Below are 16,948 nucleotides of genomic sequence, written 5' to 3'. Positions count from 1 at the left end.
GGTCTAATGCAAGCCCGCTTAGCGACGACATTGCGACAGAATATCCAGCTGCGGTTGATAAACTGCTGATTTCACGTCCATCATGCCCAGAACGGTGGCGAATAAATTGTCCTGTGAAACCGCCTCTTTTGCGGCATGGTCACGCAGGCAATCCGTGTTTACGCCGAAGTTTTTCGCATAATCCGGGGAGAGCCAGAACATAAACGGAATATGCGTTTGCTGCTCCGGGGCCAGCATATACGGCGTACCGTGCAGGTAAATTCCGCTTTCACCCAGCGATTCACCGTGATCGGAGAGGTAAATGAGCGCCGTGTTCATGTTGGCCTGCCGGGCTTTTAGCGCGTCGATGGTTCGGCTGACCACGCTGTCAGTATACAAAATCGAGTTGTCATAGGTATTGATCAGCGACTGATGATCGCAATCCTGAATTTCATTGGTATCGCAGGTTGGGGTGAACTTGCGAAAGCTGTCCGGATAACGGTTGTAGTAGGCCGGACCGTGGCTGCCCATCAGATGAATAACCAGAACCGTATCCTGCTTTATTCCATCCAGCACGTTGTCCAGACGGTAGAGGTTGACGTCGTCGATACAGGATTTGTCCTTACAGAACTGATCCAGTTTCCACTGGGTCATGTCCGTGTGCGGCACGCGGTCGCAGGCGCCTTTACACCCGCCGTCGTTGTCGCGCCACAGCAGGTTGAAACCGGCATGGTTAAGTACATCGAGCAGACCTTCCTGGTGATGGGCGAGGTCCGCGTCATATTTTTTCCGCGTCATGCCGGAGAACATGCAGGGGACGGAAACGGCGGTTTCCGTGCCACAGGAGGAGGCCTGGGGGAAGTTGATGACATCCTGCTTTTTCAGCTCGGGGTTGGTTTCACGCGGGTAACCATTTAACGAGTAGTTTGCGGCGCGGGAGGCTTCGCCCACCACCACAATCAGCACGGTTTTCTTGCGTTGGCTGGAAATCAGCGCGCCTTTATGAGCATCCTTGCCAATGCGGACCAGCGTCTGGTCGCCGGCAAACCAGCGCATTTTGCTGTATTTCACCACGGCGCTCACGTAATTCGCCGGGGTGACCATTTTGACGATGCTTTTGTTATTGCGGAACAGCGAAGCATAGTCTTTATAAAACACCGCCGCGACCAGGATGATCACCAGCAACGCGCCCAGCATAGCGGCGACACGCGTCAGGAGGGCATACCACCATTTTCCGGTGCGAATGCGCGTCAGGGCTAAAATAATCGATGGAACCAGACCCGCAACGACCAGCCACAGGATCATCTGCGGCGTCACCAGGGCAGTCGCTTCCTGGGAATTAGTTTCGAACACGTTCACAATCATGTTCTGATCGATAACCGTGCCATAGGTATACATAAACCAGGTTGCGGCGGCGCATCCCAGGGTCAGGACAATCATGAGCGGCTTGCGAACAAAGGGAATATTCAGCAGGCTGAAGACAATCACCCAGCCGCAGAACAGCACCAGCGGCACGCTGGCAGCAAACAGGAGATCGTGCAGATGTGCAGGCGCAATGATTGACCAGCTGCGCTGGATAAACAATGCATTCAGTACGGTGAAGAAAAGTGCACAGCCCAGAGTAAATTTTATATCGTTACAGTGTAACTTTTTAGTGAACCACATGATGACCAGACCATTCGTTATATCAATGCGGCGAGTATAAGAAGGGAAGATTAGCGAAACCTTAATGCTCTGTTTGTGTCGGACATCCTTGCATGCAAGCCATTTAGGGTCTTCACTGTAGGGAATAATGACGTTCTGGAGGTAGGTGTGGCAGAGCAACTGGAGTTTTTCCCTGTCCAGAGCCCGTGCCGGGGTATTTGCCAGGTAGATGAACGAGGACACTGTCGTGGCTGCATGCGCACGCGCGATGAACGTTTTAACTGGCAAAATTTCAGCGACGCGCAAAAGCAGGAGGTCTTACGGCTCTGTCGACAGCGTCTGCTGCGTAAAATTCGTGCAAACAAAGCGGTTGAAAGCGTAGAACCTCAGCAACCTTCACTGTTTTAGCAGGGTAATTGCGTATACTGGTGACATGACTTCCTTGAGGAAAATGTTATGGTTCAGCGTATTACCCTTGCCCCGCAGGGCCCGGAATTCTCCCGATTTGTTATGGGCTACTGGCGCCTTATGGACTGGAATATGTCTCCGGTCCAGCTGGCGGACTTTATAGAAGAGCATCTCGATCTCGGGATCACCACCGTCGATCACGCTGATATTTATGGCGGCTATCAGTGCGAGGCTGCCTTTGGCGAAGCGCTGAAGCGTGCGCCGGCGCTGCGTGAACGTATGGAGATTGTGACCAAATGCGGTATTGCCACCACAGCAAAACCGGAGCATGCGCTTGGGCATTACATCACTGACAGCGCGCATATCGTTAAAAGCGCCGAGCAGTCACTGATTAACCTGGCCACCGATCGTATCGACCTGCTGCTGATCCACCGACCCGATCCGTTGATGGATGCGGATGAGGTCGCGGAAGCCTTCCTGACGCTTCACCAGAGCGGCAAAGTGCGCCATTTTGGCGTGTCTAACTTCACCCCGGCACAGTTTGCGCTATTGCAGTCTCGCCTGCCGTTTACGCTGGCGACGAATCAGGTGGAGATCTCGCCTGTTCATCAGCCGCTGCTGCTGGATGGCACGCTCGACCAACTGCAACAGCTGCGCATCCGTCCAATGGCATGGTCATGTCTGGGAGGCGGCCGCCTGTTTAACGATGAGGCATTCCAGCCGCTGCGTAACGAGCTTGAAACGGTGGCGCGCGAACTGAATGCGGAGAGTATCGAGCAGGTGGTTTACGCCTGGATCCTGCGCCTGCCGTCTAAACCGCTGCCAATTATTGGCTCCGGCAAAATTGAGCGCGTCCGCGCTGCGCTTGTGGCTGAGGAGCTGGATATGACGCGTCAGCAGTGGTTCCGCATCCGCAAGGCGGCGCTGGGCTACGACGTACCCTGAGCACGCCTGAACCTGACTTTCCGGTGAAATCTGCGCCGCTGGTATAGACTTAAGGTGCAAAAAATAACCCGTGGAGGTCTTATGAAGCGTTTTGCTCTGGCAATGGTCACGCTGGTTGTTTGCGCAGGTGCGCATGCAGCCAGCGAGGACGTTGAAATGAATCTCGTCACTTCTCAGGGGGTAGGCCAGTCCATCGGGACGGTGAAAATCACCGAAACCGATAAAGGGCTGGAATTTGCTCCCGATCTCAAGGCTCTTCCACCCGGCGAACATGGTTTTCACGTTCATGCCAAAGGCAGCTGTCAACCCGCGATGAAAGAGGGGAAACCAACAGCTGCGGAAGCCGCAGGGGGGCATCTCGACCCGCACAACTCCGGTAAGCATGAAGGCCCGGAAGGGATGGGGCACCTCGGCGATTTGCCGGTGCTGGTGGTAAATAACGATGGTAAAGCCACCGATCCGGTTGTGGCGCCACGACTCAAAAAGCTTGACGAGGTCAAAGGCAAGGCGCTGATGGTCCACGTGGGCGGCGATAACATGTCCGATCAGCCTAAACCGCTTGGCGGCGGCGGGGCGCGCTATGCCTGCGGGGTGATCTGATCGCCAATCGTTCCGGGTGGCGGCGCCTGTTCAAGCTGTGACAGGGAGCAGTGCAGCCGCCAGATAATGGACGCCAGATCGCGGGCCGCAGGCTGATGATGGTGCGCCAGCGCGTCGCAAATACGCTGAAGCTCGGCGAGCGTGACGCTCAGGGGGCGCTGCTGCACCCCGCGCTCGCTCATCACATCTCGGAGCATGGAAATACAGTTATCACGGACCTGCGACAGCGGATCGGAACGCGTCTCCCAGGCGCGCAGTTGCCACACCACGTGCGAACAGTTTAACAGCACCACGCCCCAGCGCAGCAGCCAGCGACGGGAGAGTGAATCCTGGCTGTTGTTCAGCTGGCTGACATGATGGTAAACCAGCGATTCATACTCGCTTTCGCGCAGATGCGGCCTGCGGCTCAGCTGATCGACAAAACCCCTGCGCAACTCCCGAATATGCCTGCGGCTTTTACGCGCGTCCGAGCCCGGGCGTAGCACAGCGAAAGCCAGCCACGCCAGCCCCACGCCGAGGATCTTCGCCAGGTTGTCGTTGAGAAAATCAGCGTAATCGTAAACCGGTGGATTCGTTACAGAGATAAATGAGCCCATAAAAACAATCAACTGACCCCACAGACCGGCCAGTTTAGGCATTTGCAGTTTGAGCAACTGCATGGTGGTTAATAGCGGGAAGAGAAACAGCAGAAATTGCCAGAGGTCGGTTATCTGCACCATCAAACCAAATTTCACCACGAAGCTGAATAGCGACAGCAGTACCAGCGTACGCAGCAGAAGCGTCAGGGAATTAAAGGGGGAAGCGGCGACGGAATAGAGCACGCAGCTGATTGCCGCAAGCGTCAGGGCCGCACTGCCCGCATCCCATTGCGTGGTGATGGCCCATGCGCCCACGGCCGTTAACGCGCAAAACGTACGAAAACCGCTCCACAGCGCCTCCATTGCGTCGGTATGGCGCGCCAGAGCAGGACTACCGGGAACGGAAAATTCGGTGACGGGCGTGGCATTCTCGACGGCTTTTAACCAGCGGCTGCTGCGCAGATACAGGCGGCAGAAATAGTTCAGACGCTGCCAGAAGGCACGGTGCCTGTAGTCATATTCATCCGTTGGGGCGAGCGGCGCGATAATGCGGGCCACGGTATAGATATCGGCATCCGGACGCGCAAGAGCGGCGAGCAGCGCCTCGATAATCTCCCGGGTATGGGCTGGCGGTGCAGGCCAGTTCAGCAACATCCGGCGAAGGCTTGAGATCGCGCTCGTCATCCGCAATTGCTGGTGCAGTAAATAGTTCAGAAGCGTGTTCTGGCGACGAAAACGGTAGTGGCTCCAGAAAGCCTGGATGCGCAACAGGTTCATGGTCAGGATCTGGCCGATGACCTTTTCGTGCGCGAGGCGGATGTCATCGCTGCTGTCAGGCTGCCAGAGCAGGCTGGCATGTTCCAGCAAACGTGCGTGCATCGTTTTAAGGGCGGTGATAAGCGTAGTGCCATCTGAGGTACTGGGCAGGATCATCATCATGACGCCCCCGCACAGAATGCCGACCATCACTTCACACACGCGTGCCTGGGCGATATCCCACAGCTCGGTGGTGTCCAGCACGTTGACGACCGGAAAGGCGATAATGGCCGCGGTGTAACCCGCCAGCTGAAACGCATAGGCAACGTTATTGGTAAAATGGGCGCAGGCCCAGGTACACAGCCCCAGCCATGCCGACATGCTTAACAGAAAGAGCCAGGGATCGTTCAGGGTATGGCCGGCAAGAAGCAGTGCGGCGGTTGCCCCCAGCAGGCTACCCGCCACGCGCCCGAGGCTTTTACTGATAACGCCCCCGACGGTAGGGAAGCTGACGACCGCCGCAGAGGTCATCGCCCAGTAAGGCTCATCCAGATTCAGATAATAGGCAACCGTAAGCGCAAGGCACATGGCGATGCCGTTGCGCAGCGCGTAACGCCACTGCGGCCGTGTCGCTTTTATCCACGGCGTATTGCGCCAGGAGAAAGCCCCCAGGTTCATCATCGCGATCCGATGGCGACGGTGCAGGTTGTGCCAGAGACCAGGGTAATGTCTTTCGGCAGTTGATCAAACTCGACGCGAACAGGCACCCGCTGAGCCAGGCGCACCCACGGGACGTTGGGTTTGATGTCAGGCACCAGGCCAGAATCGGTTTCCACGCTCTGATCGTATATTGCCCGACCTATGCTGCTAACGTGACCCTGTAACGTTTCTGCGCCGCTGTAAAGCGTGATCCGGGCAGGCGCACCCTCGCGGATATGGCGCAGCTTGGTCTCTTCAAAATAACCTACAACATAGAAAGAGTGGCTATCGACCAGGGCGAAGACCGGCTGGCCTGTGGTGGCGTAATCACCCACACGGGTAGACAGGCTCGTGATCCATCCATCCACCGGGGCTTTGACCACGGTCTGGGTCAGTTGCCACTCGGCCTGTTTCAGCGTTGCCTCTGCAACCTTCAGGCTGGCCTGCATGGCTTTTACATTGATATTGGCGGTATCGAGATCTTCCGCAGAGATGTAATTTCTCGACAGATGGCGGCGGCGTTCGGCTTCGTTATTGGCTTTTGCCAGATCTGATTGAGCTTTTGCGAGCTGCGCCTGGGCATTAAGCACCGCAATGTGGAAAGGGGTCTCATCGATACGGAATAGCACATCGCCCGCATGAACGTACTGGTTGTCCTTCACCAGAAGCGCGCTGATACTGCCGGACACCTGTGGCGTGATGCTGACCTGTTCCGCGCGGATCTTGCCGTCACGCGTCCAGGGCGACTGCATGTAATAATTCCAGAGCCACCAGCCGGCCATCACCGCCAGCGCTAAAACGAAAAGAGTGGAAAAATATTTTAACGTTTTCAATGCTATTCTCACCACACGGTTAACACGGCAAGGCCAAGACAGACGGAGAGGGTAAACAGGGAGAGATCCATTAACATCGGGTGCCAGATTTCACCGGAATACATCCAGTCGCGCAGAAGACGATGCGCAATGAGCCAGATTACAAAACCGACCATCACGGCTTTAAACAGTGGCGGAAAGTAGACCGATGCGCCAACAATCAAATCCTGGAGGGGCAACCCTGCGGAGAAGGAAAACAACGTCACAAGCAGCGATCCTTTGCGGTGGAATGAGGGCCACATTGGCAGATTTCAATGCGATGGCGAATTACCATTCAGTGTAAATCATCCTTTAAGGAATGATGAATACCGTGATTGCATTTGTTTTGGCAATACAAATACTGCAAACTATTCTAAAATCACTATAATCACTTAGCAAGCTAATTATAAGGAGATGAAATTGGAATCGCCATTAGGTTCTGATCTGGCAAGGTTGGTACGCATCTGGCGTGCTCTGATTGACCATCGCCTGAAACCTCTGGAACTTACGCAGACGCACTGGGTTACGCTGCATAACATTCATCAGCTCCCGCCCGATCAGTCACAGATCCAACTGGCAAAAGCGATTGGAATTGAGCAGCCGTCTCTGGTGCGTACCCTTGACCAGCTGGAAGAGAAGGGACTCATCTCCCGACAAACCTGCGCCAGCGACCGTCGCGCCAAGCGGATCAAATTGACGGAAAAAGCGGCCCCGATTATCACTGAGATGGAAACCGTCATCAGTAAAACGCGAGGGGAGATCCTGGCCGGTATTTCCCCCGCTGAGCTGGAAATGCTGATCGGACTCATCGCCCGTCTTGAGCAAAACATCCACGATTTACAGTCGCGCGACTGACGTTGTTTACAGGCCTTGCTCGTGCAAGGCCTCTGTCATGTTCTGAACACCACCACCCGGTTGCGGCCCGTCTCTTTTGCCTCGTACATGGCTTTATCCGCGCTTTCCACACAGGTTTCAGCGCTGGTCTCCGGCGAGGTGGCGGTGAATACCCCCATACTGATAGTAATCGGTTCCGGGAGATAACCGCCGCTGCTGACGTTGTCGAAACCGCTCAATTTGAGACGTATGCGTTCGGCAACCTGTTGCGCAAGATCGGAAGGGGTATTTGTCAGCATGAGCACAAATTCTTCGCCGCCGATCCGCGCTGCGATATCCTGCGGTCGCACTGAATCGGTCAACAGGTTTGAGACAAACTGTAAAACCTTATCCCCCTGCAAATGGCCGTAGCAGTCGTTAATGCGTTTGAAACGGTCAAGATCGCTCACGATCACCGATACCGGGTGCGCCAGGGTTGCTGTACTCAGCGCGTGGTTTAATGAATCATAGAAATAGCTACGATTATACAGACGGGTGAGGGGATCGCGGATCGAGTTTTGATAAGACTGCTGATATTTTACATGCGAGTCACGATACAAATTAAATACATCGGAAAGTAAGATGAAGATAATGATTAATGTAGCGACAGTTTCGAATAACCGTGCCCGGTACCATGAAATATCTTCAGCGTGTCCGCCTAACAATAGCATGAGCAGGGTGACGATATAACAGACGCATAAAAAATTGCCGCCGACCCAAAACAAATTCCTCACGCGGGTAATGGCCATCAGGGTGATTAACGTTACTACCCACAGGACGATCAAAATGATATTAATCGCCTGGCTCCAGAGAACCATAAACTGTCGGGTTTCATTGTCTACCAGGTCCAGTGTGAGCAGGGTTGAATGGCTGGAATAGAACAATGCCAGCCCAAGCATACTGCCCGTAAAGAGCGAGGCGCCGACAACGATACCGATGTGGGTGCTTCGTGAGAGAGCGGACGTACGCAGGGTATACAGCAATGCCGAGATGATTATCAGCACCGCCATTAAAAAGTGGCGGAACATATAGAAAATCATGGCGTCATTATAGTTCGCCACGTTGAACTGATAGAGATCAAGCCAGGCCGGGAAGCTGGACAGAGTCCCCACCATCAATAACGCTGAGCCGGCAAAGGCCAGGGCAATGGGAACAAGATATAATCGCCTTCTGTCGCACCAGTATTTCATTGCCATAAAACAGGCAATAAACAGATGAAACACCAGAAGAAATATCGTCAGCGTAGGGAAAAACAAAGGTGAAAACGAAGGAACCCATTCAACAAGTTTTATAAAAAAAGCTTGTAATACGGCAATGATAACAATGCATCCAAGCGCGAAGGCCACAAAGCGGTTCTTTACAAATCGACAGATCGCAAGCATAGAGAATTTAAAAATTAAAAAAGAAAAGAGATTGCGAAGAGTCTAAGCGAGGGAAATAAAAAATACTTTGCGCACGGACAAGAACAGATGAAATGAATAATTCACCGTGTGAATGTATTGTGCAAATATATTGTTGGAAATGATGGTTTTGTTAAATGGATGCGGTCTGAACAGACCACATCCATCAGGATATTAGCGCGGGGAGACGGTAACCTGGCTGCCGTTGCTTGCCAGTACAACACGCTGGCCAGCAGAGAAGCGGGTGTTACCCTGTTTCTGCACAACCATAATGGTGCTGCCATCGTCTTTACGGATTTCCAGCTCAACGCCCTGAGTTTTGTTCATCGCACCCTGAACGCCCTGACCCGCTACGCCGCCTGCAACTGCGCCCGCTGCGGTAGCCAGAGAACGTCCGGTGCCGCCGCCAATGGTATTACCCAGGAAACCACCCAGCACAGCACCACCGATTGCGCCCACCACGTTCGTGTCATCGCCACCCTGAATCTGAACAGGACGGGCATTAACGATAGTACCGTATGTCACGTTCTGTACCTGTTTAGCTTCAGAAGCACTATATACGTCGCCGGAGAGTGAACTGTCATTCACACAACCCGCCAGTGTTAAACCAATCAGCGAAACGCCCAGTACACGTAAAATCATTTGACTCTCCTGTTCACCAAAAAACGCCCGGTTGGGGCATCCGTTATGGCTAAATTATATGGCATTCCTGACCACAGTTCATATCTTTGCATGCCGAATAGATAAATTTTACTTCAGCAGGGCTTAACGGGACATAAACAAAAACCGTCTGTGCTACAGGTCTGAGATTGTTAAAAAATATTATCACCGCATAGCAAAGCCGCGTTATTTATGATGGAGTGTTTGCACTTAGCCCATGTAACGTAAGGAAAGCGCATGAAATCGGGTCGCTATATCGGTGTGATGTCTGGTACCAGTCTTGACGGTGTGGATGTCGTTCTGGCCGCCATTGATGAAAATATGGTGGCGCAGCAGGCAAGCCTGACCTGGCCTATTCCTGTCTCGTTAAAAGAAGAGATCCTGAACATCTGCCAGGGACAACAGCTGACGCTTTCCCAACTGGGCCAACTGGATGTGCGTCTGGGGGCGCTGTTTGCTGAGGCGGTACTGGCCCTGATGCAGCAGGAAAGACTCCACCCGCAGGATATCGTGGCAATAGGTTGCCATGGGCAGACCGTCTGGCATGAACCTGTCGGCGAGGCGCCGCACACGATGCAAGTTGGCGATAACAACCAGATTGTGGCAAAAACCGGTGTGACGGTGGTGGGTGATTTCCGTCGTCGCGATATGGCCCTCGGCGGGCAGGGGGCGCCGCTGGTTCCGGCATTTCATCAGGCGCTGCTGGCGCACCCGGTAGAGCGCAGGATGGTCCTGAACATCGGCGGGATCGCCAACCTGTCGATGCTTATTCCCGGGCAGCCCGTGCGGGGGTACGATACCGGACCCGGTAATATGCTGATGGATGCCTGGATCTGGCGTCAGAGCGGTAAAGCCTACGACAAAGACGCGCAGTGGGCCAGCCAGGGGAAAGTGATCCTTCCCTTGCTGCAAACCCTGTTAAGCGATCCTTTCTTTGCTCTGCCCGCGCCGAAAAGCACGGGGCGGGAATATTTCAACTACGGCTGGCTTGAACGTCAGCTGGCGCGCTTCCCCGGTCTTGCGCCTCAGGATGTGCAGGCTACGCTGACGGAGCTCACCGCGGTGTCGATTTCTGAACAGGTGTTGCTGAGCGGCGGATGTGAGCGCTTGCTGGTATGCGGAGGCGGAAGCCGCAACCCGCTGGTGATGGCACGCCTCGCCGCCTTGCTGCCAGGCACCGAAGTCACGACCACTGATGAAGCCGGGATCAGCGGAGACGATATGGAAGCGCTGGCCTTCGCCTGGCTTGCCTGGCGTACGGTTGCCGGTCTGCCGGGGAATTTACCCTCCGTAACCGGTGCGCGGGAGGCGAGCGTCCTTGGGGCCATTTTCCCCGCAAACCCGCGCCATAATCAGAGTTAACTGAAATTCAGCGGGAGGCGTAACCCGTAAAATAGGGAAAAACAGGAGGGCGGTTAGGCCCTCCAGGACCAGGATAGTCTTCGGAATCTGCCCATGAAAAAACTTCTTCTCATTGCTGTACCTTTTCTTATGACCGGATGCAGCGTCTATAACCAGTTCGTTGAGCGTATGCAAACCGATACGCTGGAATATCGTTGTGATGAAAAACCGCTGACGGTGAAGCTGAACAACCCGCATCAGGAAGCCAGCTTTGTTTATGACAATAAGTTGTTAACGCTGAAGCAGGGAATGTCGGCCTCCGGTGCGCGCTACTCAGACGGGATCTACGTCTTCTGGTCGAAAGGCGACAGCGCCACCGTCTACAAGCGTGACCGCATTGTGCTGAACAATTGTCAGCTTGAAAATCCGAAGCGTTGAGATTTTTGAAGGGGGCGCGCACAATAGCGCCACCCAATCTCACTTTCAGCTAACGCCATGTCAGATAACGACGAACTACAGCAAATTGCGCATCTGCGCCGTGAATACACCAAAGGCGGTCTGCGCCGCCAGGATCTTCCCGCCGAACCGCTGGTGCTTTTTGAACGCTGGCTGAAGCAGGCCTGCGAAGCGAAACTGGCTGACCCGACGGCAATGGTCGTTGCCACGGTTGATGAAAATGGTCAGCCGTATCAACGCATCGTTCTTCTCAAGCATTATGACGAGAAAGGGCTGGTGTTCTACACCAACCTTGGCAGTCGTAAAGCGCATCACCTTGAAAATAATCCGCGTATTAGCCTGCTCTTCCCGTGGCATATGCTGGAGCGCCAGGTGATGGTCACCGGCAAGGCGGAGCGCCTCTCTACGCTCGAAGTGGTAAAATATTTCCACAGCCGCCCGCGCGACAGTCAGATCGGCGCCTGGGTGTCTAAACAGTCCAGCCGAATCTCAGCCCGCGGTGTGCTGGAAAGTAAATTCCTCGAACTCAAACAGAAGTTTCAGCAGGGTGAAGTACCGCTGCCGAGTTTCTGGGGCGGGTTCCGCATCCCCATTGAGCAGATGGAATTCTGGCAGGGCGGTGAACACCGCCTGCACGACCGCTTTTTATACCAGCGCGACAACGGTGGCTGGAAAATCGACAGACTGGCCCCGTAATCCCCAAAATTTGTTGATTTAAGCGCTAGCGCACACCGCGCTGGCGCTTTATTCTATGGTCCTTTCGCATCAGGCGAAAAGTCGTGTACCGGCAAAGGTGCAGTCGTTTATACATGGAGAATTTGATGGCAAGCAGTAACTTGATTAAACAATTGCAAGAGCGGGGCCTCGTGGCCCAGGTGACGGACGAGGAAGCGTTAGCAGAGCGACTGGCGCAAGGCCCGATCGCGCTCTATTGCGGCTTCGATCCCACCGCTGACAGCTTGCATTTGGGGCATCTTGTTCCATTGTTATGCCTGAAACGCTTCCAGATGGCCGGCCATAAGCCTGTCGCACTGGTTGGCGGCGCGACCGGTCTGATTGGCGACCCAAGTTTCAAAGCCGCTGAGCGTAAGCTGAATACCGAAGACACCGTGCAGGAGTGGGTGGATAAGATCCGTAAACAGGTTGCACCGTTCCTGGATTTCGACTGCGGTGACAACTCTGCGATTGCGGCGAACAACTACGACTGGTTTGGTGGCATGAACGTGCTGACGTTCCTGCGTGACATCGGCAAACACTTCTCTGTTAACCAGATGATTAACAAAGAAGCAGTAAAGCAGCGTCTTAACCGTGACGATCAGGGTATCTCTTTCACGGAGTTCTCCTACAACCTGTTGCAGGGGTATGACTTCGCCTGCCTGAACAAACTGCACGGCGTCTCTCTGCAAATTGGCGGTTCCGACCAGTGGGGTAACATCACCTCCGGTATCGATCTGACCCGTCGCCTCCACCAGAATCAGGTGTTTGGTCTGACCGTGCCGTTGATCACCAAAGCCGACGGTACCAAGTTCGGTAAGACCGAAGGCGGCGCGGTATGGCTGGATCCGAAGAAAACCAGCCCGTACAAGTTCTACCAGTTCTGGATCAACACGGCGGATGCCGACGTTTATCGCTTCCTGAAGTTCTTCACCTTTATGGATATCGAAGAAATCAATGCGCTGGAAGAAGAAGACAAGAACAGCGGTAAAGCACCACGCGCCCAGTACGTGCTGGCGGACGAAGTGACTAAACTGGTTCACGGCGAAGAAGGTCTGGCGGCGGCGAAGCGCATTACGGCGAGCCTGTTCAACGGAACCCTGAGCGATTTAAGCGAAGCGGATTTCGAACAGCTGGCGCAGGATGGCGTGCCGATGGTTGAGATGGAAAAAGGCGCCGATCTGATGCAGGCGCTGGTGGACTCCGAGCTCCAGCCGTCTCGCGGTCAGGCGCGTAAAACCATCGCCTCTAACGCGATCACCATTAATGGCGAAAAACAGGCCGATCCGGAATACACCTTTACCGAGAACGACCGTCTCTATGGTCGCTACACGCTGCTGCGTCGCGGTAAGAAAAATTACTGCCTGGTCTGCTGGAAGTAATTAAAAGTATGCAGGGGCGTGGGAAACCACGCCCCTTTTGTTTTGACAGGGTTTGGTAAGTACAACATGAAGAACATCCTCGCCATTCAGTCCCACGTTGTGTTTGGACATGCTGGCAACAGCGCTGCGGAATTCCCGATGCGCCGCCTCGGCGTTAACGTCTGGCCCCTCAATACCGTCCAGTTCTCGAATCACACCCAGTACGGTAAATGGACCGGCTGCGTAATGCCGCCGTCGCATCTGACGGAAATCGTTCAGGGGATTGCGGATATCGACCAGCTTAAACGCTGCGATGCCGTACTGAGCGGCTATCTGGGTTCGGCGGAGCAGGGGGAACATATCCTCGGCATTGTGCGCCAGGTGAAAGCGGCAAACCCCGCGGCGAAATATTTCTGCGATCCGGTGATGGGACATCCGGAAAAAGGCTGCATTGTAGCGCCGGGCGTTGCGGAGTTTCATGTCCGCCATGCATTGCCCGCCAGCGATATTATTGCCCCCAACCTGATTGAACTTGAGATCCTGTGCGAGCATCCGGTCAACAGCGTAGAAGAGGCTGTAAGCGCCTCTCGCGAGCTGATCGCCCAGGGGCCAGAGATTGTGCTGGTTAAGCACCTGGCACGCGCAGGGTTGAGCCAGGACCGTTTTGAAATGCTGCTGGTGACGAAGGATGAAGCCTGGCATATCAGTCGACCGCTGGTGGATTTCGGTGCACGTCAGCCTGTCGGGGTCGGGGATGTGACCAGCGGTTTGCTGCTGGTGAAGCTATTGCAGGGCGCGAGCCTGCGCGATGCGCTGGAGCACGTCACCGCAGCCGTTTATGAAATCATGATTGCGACGAAGACGATGCAGGAATATGAGCTCCAGGTCGTCGCGGCGCAGGATCGCATCGCGAAGCCGGAGCACTATTTTAGCGCAGCGCAGCTTTAGAAAACGCCCGGCGCCGCTGCGCTTGCACGGGCCTACGGAATTTGTAGGCCGGGTAAGCGTCAGCGCCACCCGGCAATCCAGGCCGCTCGGTTAATTCAACCCTTCCGCTTTCAGCGCCGCTGCCACCGCAGGACGCTCCGCCACGCGCGTCATATACGATGCGACATGGTCTAATCCTTCCATGTTCAGCTTAACCGCGCGCGCCCAGCGCAGAACGGTAAACAGATAGGCATCGGCGATGGTGAAACGCGAGCCACAGATCCACTGGTCGTCTTTCAGCGCGTCGTTAACGTACTGCAACTTTTTCTCCAGCAGCGCGCGCACGGTAGGTTTGTACTCTTCCGGCGTGTCCGGGCGGAACAGGGGCGTAAAGCCTTTGTGCAGTTCGGTGGCAATATAGTTCAGCCACTCCAGCGTCTTATAACGTGCAATGCTGCCGGTGGGGGCAAGGAGCTGGCGATCCGGTACGTTGTCCGCCAGGAATTGCATAATCGCCACCCCTTCGGTCAGCAGGGTGCCATCATCCAGCAGCAGGGCCGGAACCTGCCCTTTTGGGTTAATCGCAAAAAAGTCATCCCCGTTTTCCAGGCGCTTTTTCATCAGGTCAACGCCGTCCAGCGTGAAATCCTTACCGCTCTCGCGAAGGGTGATATGCGAAGCAAGAGAGCAGGCGCCCGGTTTATAGAACAGTTTCATCGGTAACTCCTTTTTGCTGAGGTTCCAGCTATGTTAGTGCGCGTTCAGATAAAAAAAAAGCCGCTAATCAATTAGCGGCTTCTGTTCAGTCGTTTCCCGATGACATCACGCGTTCGCGGTTTTGATCGCTTTAGCGGATTTGTCGTCGTCCTGCGTCATACGATTCAGTTTAGGTGCGGTCAGCAGCATCAGCACGGCAATCACGGCGGTCGCGATACCAATTTGCATGAACACGGTGCCGTAGACATTCAGGGAAACCAGCGGGTCGGTAACGTTGTCTGGTACCGCCATCAGGTTCGCAATCTTACCTGCGATGATAGCCGCGCCAGCGGTGGTCAGGAACCAGCTACCCATGATGAAGCCCATCAGACGCTGAGGGACCAGCTGCGCAACCATCGCCAGGCCCAGACCGGAGATCATCAGTTCACCGATGGATTGCAGCGCATAGCTCAGGATCAGCCAGTTAACAGACACGATACCCGCGTCGGTGGCGAATTTCGTCCCCAGCGGCAGCACCAGGAACGCGCCAGAGCACAGCACCATACCGATAGCGAACTTGTGCGGCATAGGCAGACGGTCGCCCATCTTGTTATAGATAGCGGCCAGAATCGGGCTACCAATCATGATCCAGAACGGGTTCAGGGCCTGATATTGCTCCGGCTCGAACGCGATACCAAGGATGGAGTGCTCAACGTTGCGGATAGCGAAGAAGTTCAGAGACGTTGGCATCTGGCTGTACAGAACGAAGAAGATGATCGCTTCCAGCATCAGGATGAACGCCACAATCATCTTACGACGTGCCGCACCCTGCATCGCAAAGGCTTCTTTCGCGAAGATAAACACGATACCCAGCGCAACCACGCCCAGTACGGCACGTGCAACGCCCTGGTTGTGCAGCAGCCAGGTGGCGACAGCGGCAAGGATCACGATGCCGACGATGGTTGCCAGCAGTTTGCCCATGTGCACGGGTTCGAAGTCTGGTTTTGAACCATAGTCTTTAACCCAGCTACGGCAGAACAGGAAGTTCACAACGGTGATCAGCATACCCACGAAGCTCAGCGCAAACGCTACGCTCCAGCCGAATTTTGCGGCCAGCCATGGGGTTGCCAGCATAGAGAAGAAGGAACCGATGTTGATGGACATGTAGTACATGGTAAATGCACCGTCCAGACGTGGGTCATCTTTGCTGTAGCAGGTAGAGAGCAGGGAAGACGGGTTCGCCTTGAAGAGGCCGTTACCTACCGCGATGGTAGCCATGCCCATGTAAACCACACCTGCATCGTGCCCGGACCAGGCAACCAGCCCATAGCCAATCGCCAGAACAACGGCGCCCAGCATAATGACTCGTTTAGTACCGAGAACTTTATCGCCTAACCAGCCGCCGATAGCGACCAGGCCATACACCAGGGCGCTGAAGGAAGAGAACAGCGTGATGGAATCAGCTTCAGACATACCCAGCTGTTTAACCAGGTAAACCGCCATGATCCCTTGCAGGCCGTAGTAGCCAAAACGTTCCCATAATTCGATCGAGAAAATGAGATAGAACGCTTTAGGCTGTTTGAAAGCGTTAAGACTTACGCTCTCATCTGTTGGTTTATTGTTTGCAGTAGACACATATACCTCTTTTTTTACATCCCATATTAACGGGGGTGTTCATAGCGTGATGACCGTAGTCCATCCGCTTTATAGTTATATTGGGAGGGGAAACGGCGGGTAATGTTCACTATCCAGCCCCATCTGGCAATACGTTTGTAATAATCTGTTACATATAACTCTGGCGGTATAATCATCGGTTCATGCAAATGTTATACAGCGTTAAATCTCATCCGTTCAAAATTGATGGTTTTTTTCACTGTAAACGACCCTGTTCAACGGCTGTATGGCGATATGTTCTGCTATTTTGGGTGATTGGCAGTGATATAGCCCATATTCTGAAAAATGACTGGTCTTATGTGCGGTGTGGAATCGATGAAATCTTGTCTGACAAAGGGGGTGGGCGGGTTTTAACAACAAAAATCCAACATCAGGTTATCAGAGTG

Annotated in this window: 17 protein-coding genes; 9 read left to right on the top strand and 8 right to left on the bottom strand. The window is 54.3% G+C overall.

Annotation, left to right across the window (positions count from 1 at the left end):
• Positions 1-18 precede the first annotated feature (18 nt).
• A complete protein-coding gene (eptA, locus tag SK54_RS14150; RefSeq protein WP_047733668.1) occupies positions 19-1,644 on the bottom strand; it encodes a phosphoethanolamine transferase EptA in 1,626 nt (541 codons plus the stop codon).
• Positions 1,645-1,791: 147 nt separating this feature from the next.
• Between eptA and SK54_RS14145 the strand changes: the two genes are divergently transcribed.
• From SK54_RS14145 to sodC, 3 genes are all read left to right on the top strand, one after another.
• The gene (locus SK54_RS14145) at positions 1,792-2,031 is read left to right on the top strand and encodes a DUF1289 domain-containing protein (RefSeq protein ID WP_048247474.1); all 240 of its coding nucleotides are present in this window, start codon (positions 1,792-1,794) and stop codon (positions 2,029-2,031) included.
• A 48-nt stretch (positions 2,032-2,079) separates the two neighbouring features.
• On the top strand, positions 2,080-2,976 hold the full coding sequence (locus SK54_RS14140; RefSeq protein ID WP_015570678.1) for an aldo/keto reductase: 897 nt from the start codon (positions 2,080-2,082) through the stop codon (positions 2,974-2,976).
• A gap of 81 nt (positions 2,977-3,057) precedes the next feature.
• Positions 3,058-3,576 (top strand): superoxide dismutase [Cu-Zn] SodC, encoded by a 519-nt coding sequence (sodC, locus tag SK54_RS14135; protein ID WP_015570677.1) that lies wholly within the window; start codon positions 3,058-3,060, stop codon positions 3,574-3,576.
• Here the strand turns inward: sodC and SK54_RS14130 are convergent.
• The 3 genes from SK54_RS14130 to SK54_RS14120 are packed head-to-tail and all read right to left on the bottom strand — an operon-like array spanning position 3,555 to position 6,687.
• The gene (locus SK54_RS14130; RefSeq protein WP_026080711.1) at positions 3,555-5,588 is read right to left on the bottom strand and encodes an FUSC family protein; all 2,034 of its coding nucleotides are present in this window, start codon (positions 5,586-5,588) and stop codon (positions 3,555-3,557) included. The genes sodC and SK54_RS14130 overlap by 22 nt on opposite strands.
• Positions 5,588-6,448, bottom strand: coding sequence for an efflux RND transporter periplasmic adaptor subunit (locus tag SK54_RS14125; protein WP_026080710.1), 861 nt, complete (start codon positions 6,446-6,448; stop codon positions 5,588-5,590). Before SK54_RS14125 ends, SK54_RS14130 begins: the two co-directional genes overlap by 1 nt.
• A 2-nt stretch (positions 6,449-6,450) precedes the next feature.
• Entirely contained in the window at positions 6,451-6,687 is a 237-nt protein-coding gene (locus SK54_RS14120; RefSeq protein ID WP_003857607.1) for a DUF1656 domain-containing protein, read from the bottom strand.
• Positions 6,688-6,874: 187 nt separating this feature from the next.
• Between SK54_RS14120 and slyA the strand changes: the two genes are divergently transcribed.
• Positions 6,875-7,315, top strand: coding sequence for a transcriptional regulator SlyA (gene slyA / locus SK54_RS14115; protein WP_006808997.1), 441 nt, complete (start codon positions 6,875-6,877; stop codon positions 7,313-7,315).
• A 35-nt stretch (positions 7,316-7,350) separates the two neighbouring features.
• Here slyA and SK54_RS14110 read toward each other — a convergent pair whose 3' ends face one another.
• A complete protein-coding gene (locus SK54_RS14110) occupies positions 7,351-8,715 on the bottom strand; it encodes a sensor domain-containing diguanylate cyclase (protein WP_017384595.1) in 1,365 nt (454 codons plus the stop codon).
• Between the two features lie 192 nt (positions 8,716-8,907).
• The gene (gene slyB, locus SK54_RS14105; RefSeq protein ID WP_003857604.1) at positions 8,908-9,375 is read right to left on the bottom strand and encodes an outer membrane lipoprotein SlyB; all 468 of its coding nucleotides are present in this window, start codon (positions 9,373-9,375) and stop codon (positions 8,908-8,910) included.
• A gap of 255 nt (positions 9,376-9,630) precedes the next feature.
• Here slyB and anmK point away from each other — a divergent pair, with 255 nt between their 5' ends.
• The 5 genes from anmK (at position 9,631) to pdxY (ending at position 14,213) form a co-directional block, all read left to right on the top strand.
• On the top strand, positions 9,631-10,755 hold the full coding sequence (anmK, locus tag SK54_RS14100) for an anhydro-N-acetylmuramic acid kinase (protein ID WP_048247472.1): 1,125 nt from the start codon (positions 9,631-9,633) through the stop codon (positions 10,753-10,755).
• 93 nt (positions 10,756-10,848) lie between these two features.
• Positions 10,849-11,172, top strand: a complete 324-nt coding sequence (gene mliC / locus SK54_RS14095) for a C-type lysozyme inhibitor (RefSeq protein ID WP_015570672.1) — start codon at positions 10,849-10,851, stop codon at positions 11,170-11,172.
• Positions 11,173-11,229: 57 nt separating this feature from the next.
• Positions 11,230-11,886, top strand: a complete 657-nt coding sequence (pdxH, locus tag SK54_RS14090) for a pyridoxamine 5'-phosphate oxidase (protein WP_003857601.1) — start codon at positions 11,230-11,232, stop codon at positions 11,884-11,886.
• 125 nt (positions 11,887-12,011) lie between these two features.
• Complete coding sequence (tyrS, locus tag SK54_RS14085; protein ID WP_017384594.1) at positions 12,012-13,286, top strand: tyrosine--tRNA ligase; 1,275 nt, start codon at positions 12,012-12,014, stop codon at positions 13,284-13,286.
• A gap of 66 nt (positions 13,287-13,352) precedes the next feature.
• Entirely contained in the window at positions 13,353-14,213 is an 861-nt protein-coding gene (gene pdxY, locus SK54_RS14080) for a pyridoxal kinase PdxY (RefSeq protein WP_048247470.1), read from the top strand.
• Between the two features lie 90 nt (positions 14,214-14,303).
• Here the strand turns inward: pdxY and gstA are convergent, their stop codons facing one another.
• Together gstA and dtpA are read right to left on the bottom strand one after the other, a co-directional pair.
• On the bottom strand, positions 14,304-14,909 hold the full coding sequence (gene gstA, locus SK54_RS14075; RefSeq protein ID WP_003857598.1) for a glutathione transferase GstA: 606 nt from the start codon (positions 14,907-14,909) through the stop codon (positions 14,304-14,306).
• A 105-nt stretch (positions 14,910-15,014) separates the two neighbouring features.
• Positions 15,015-16,523, bottom strand: a complete 1,509-nt coding sequence (gene dtpA / locus SK54_RS14070; protein ID WP_017693548.1) for a dipeptide/tripeptide permease DtpA — start codon at positions 16,521-16,523, stop codon at positions 15,015-15,017.
• Between the last annotated feature and the right edge of the window lie 425 nt (positions 16,524-16,948).

This window comes from Enterobacter sp. MGH120, assembly GCF_001037725.1.
GTDB lineage: Bacteria > Pseudomonadota > Gammaproteobacteria > Enterobacterales > Enterobacteriaceae > Enterobacter > Enterobacter hormaechei_C.
Note: the sequence above shows the minus strand (reverse complement) of the source record. Positions and strands in the feature narration are given on the sequence as shown.

What these genes read in the sequence shown, in the direction of transcription:
- slyB (WP_003857604.1), bottom strand. Translation starts at nt 9,375, where the DNA reads ATGATTTTACGTGTACTGGGCGTTTCGCTGATTGGTTTAACACTGGCG.
- anmK (WP_048247472.1), top strand. Translation starts at nt 9,631, where the DNA reads ATGAAATCGGGTCGCTATATCGGTGTGATGTCTGGTACCAGTCTTGAC.
- slyA (WP_006808997.1), top strand. Translation starts at nt 6,875, where the DNA reads ATGAAATTGGAATCGCCATTAGGTTCTGATCTGGCAAGGTTGGTACGC.
- eptA (WP_047733668.1), bottom strand. Translation starts at nt 1,644, where the DNA reads ATGTGGTTCACTAAAAAGTTACACTGTAACGATATAAAATTTACTCTG.
- tyrS (WP_017384594.1), top strand. Translation starts at nt 12,012, where the DNA reads ATGGCAAGCAGTAACTTGATTAAACAATTGCAAGAGCGGGGCCTCGTG.
- gstA (WP_003857598.1), bottom strand. Translation starts at nt 14,909, where the DNA reads ATGAAACTGTTCTATAAACCGGGCGCCTGCTCTCTTGCTTCGCATATC.
- sodC (WP_015570677.1), top strand. Translation starts at nt 3,058, where the DNA reads ATGAAGCGTTTTGCTCTGGCAATGGTCACGCTGGTTGTTTGCGCAGGT.
- pdxY (WP_048247470.1), top strand. Translation starts at nt 13,353, where the DNA reads ATGAAGAACATCCTCGCCATTCAGTCCCACGTTGTGTTTGGACATGCT.
- SK54_RS14110 (WP_017384595.1), bottom strand. Translation starts at nt 8,715, where the DNA reads ATGCTTGCGATCTGTCGATTTGTAAAGAACCGCTTTGTGGCCTTCGCG.
- SK54_RS14130 (WP_026080711.1), bottom strand. Translation starts at nt 5,588, where the DNA reads ATGAACCTGGGGGCTTTCTCCTGGCGCAATACGCCGTGGATAAAAGCG.
- SK54_RS14140 (WP_015570678.1), top strand. Translation starts at nt 2,080, where the DNA reads ATGGTTCAGCGTATTACCCTTGCCCCGCAGGGCCCGGAATTCTCCCGA.
- pdxH (WP_003857601.1), top strand. Translation starts at nt 11,230, where the DNA reads ATGTCAGATAACGACGAACTACAGCAAATTGCGCATCTGCGCCGTGAA.
- mliC (WP_015570672.1), top strand. Translation starts at nt 10,849, where the DNA reads ATGAAAAAACTTCTTCTCATTGCTGTACCTTTTCTTATGACCGGATGC.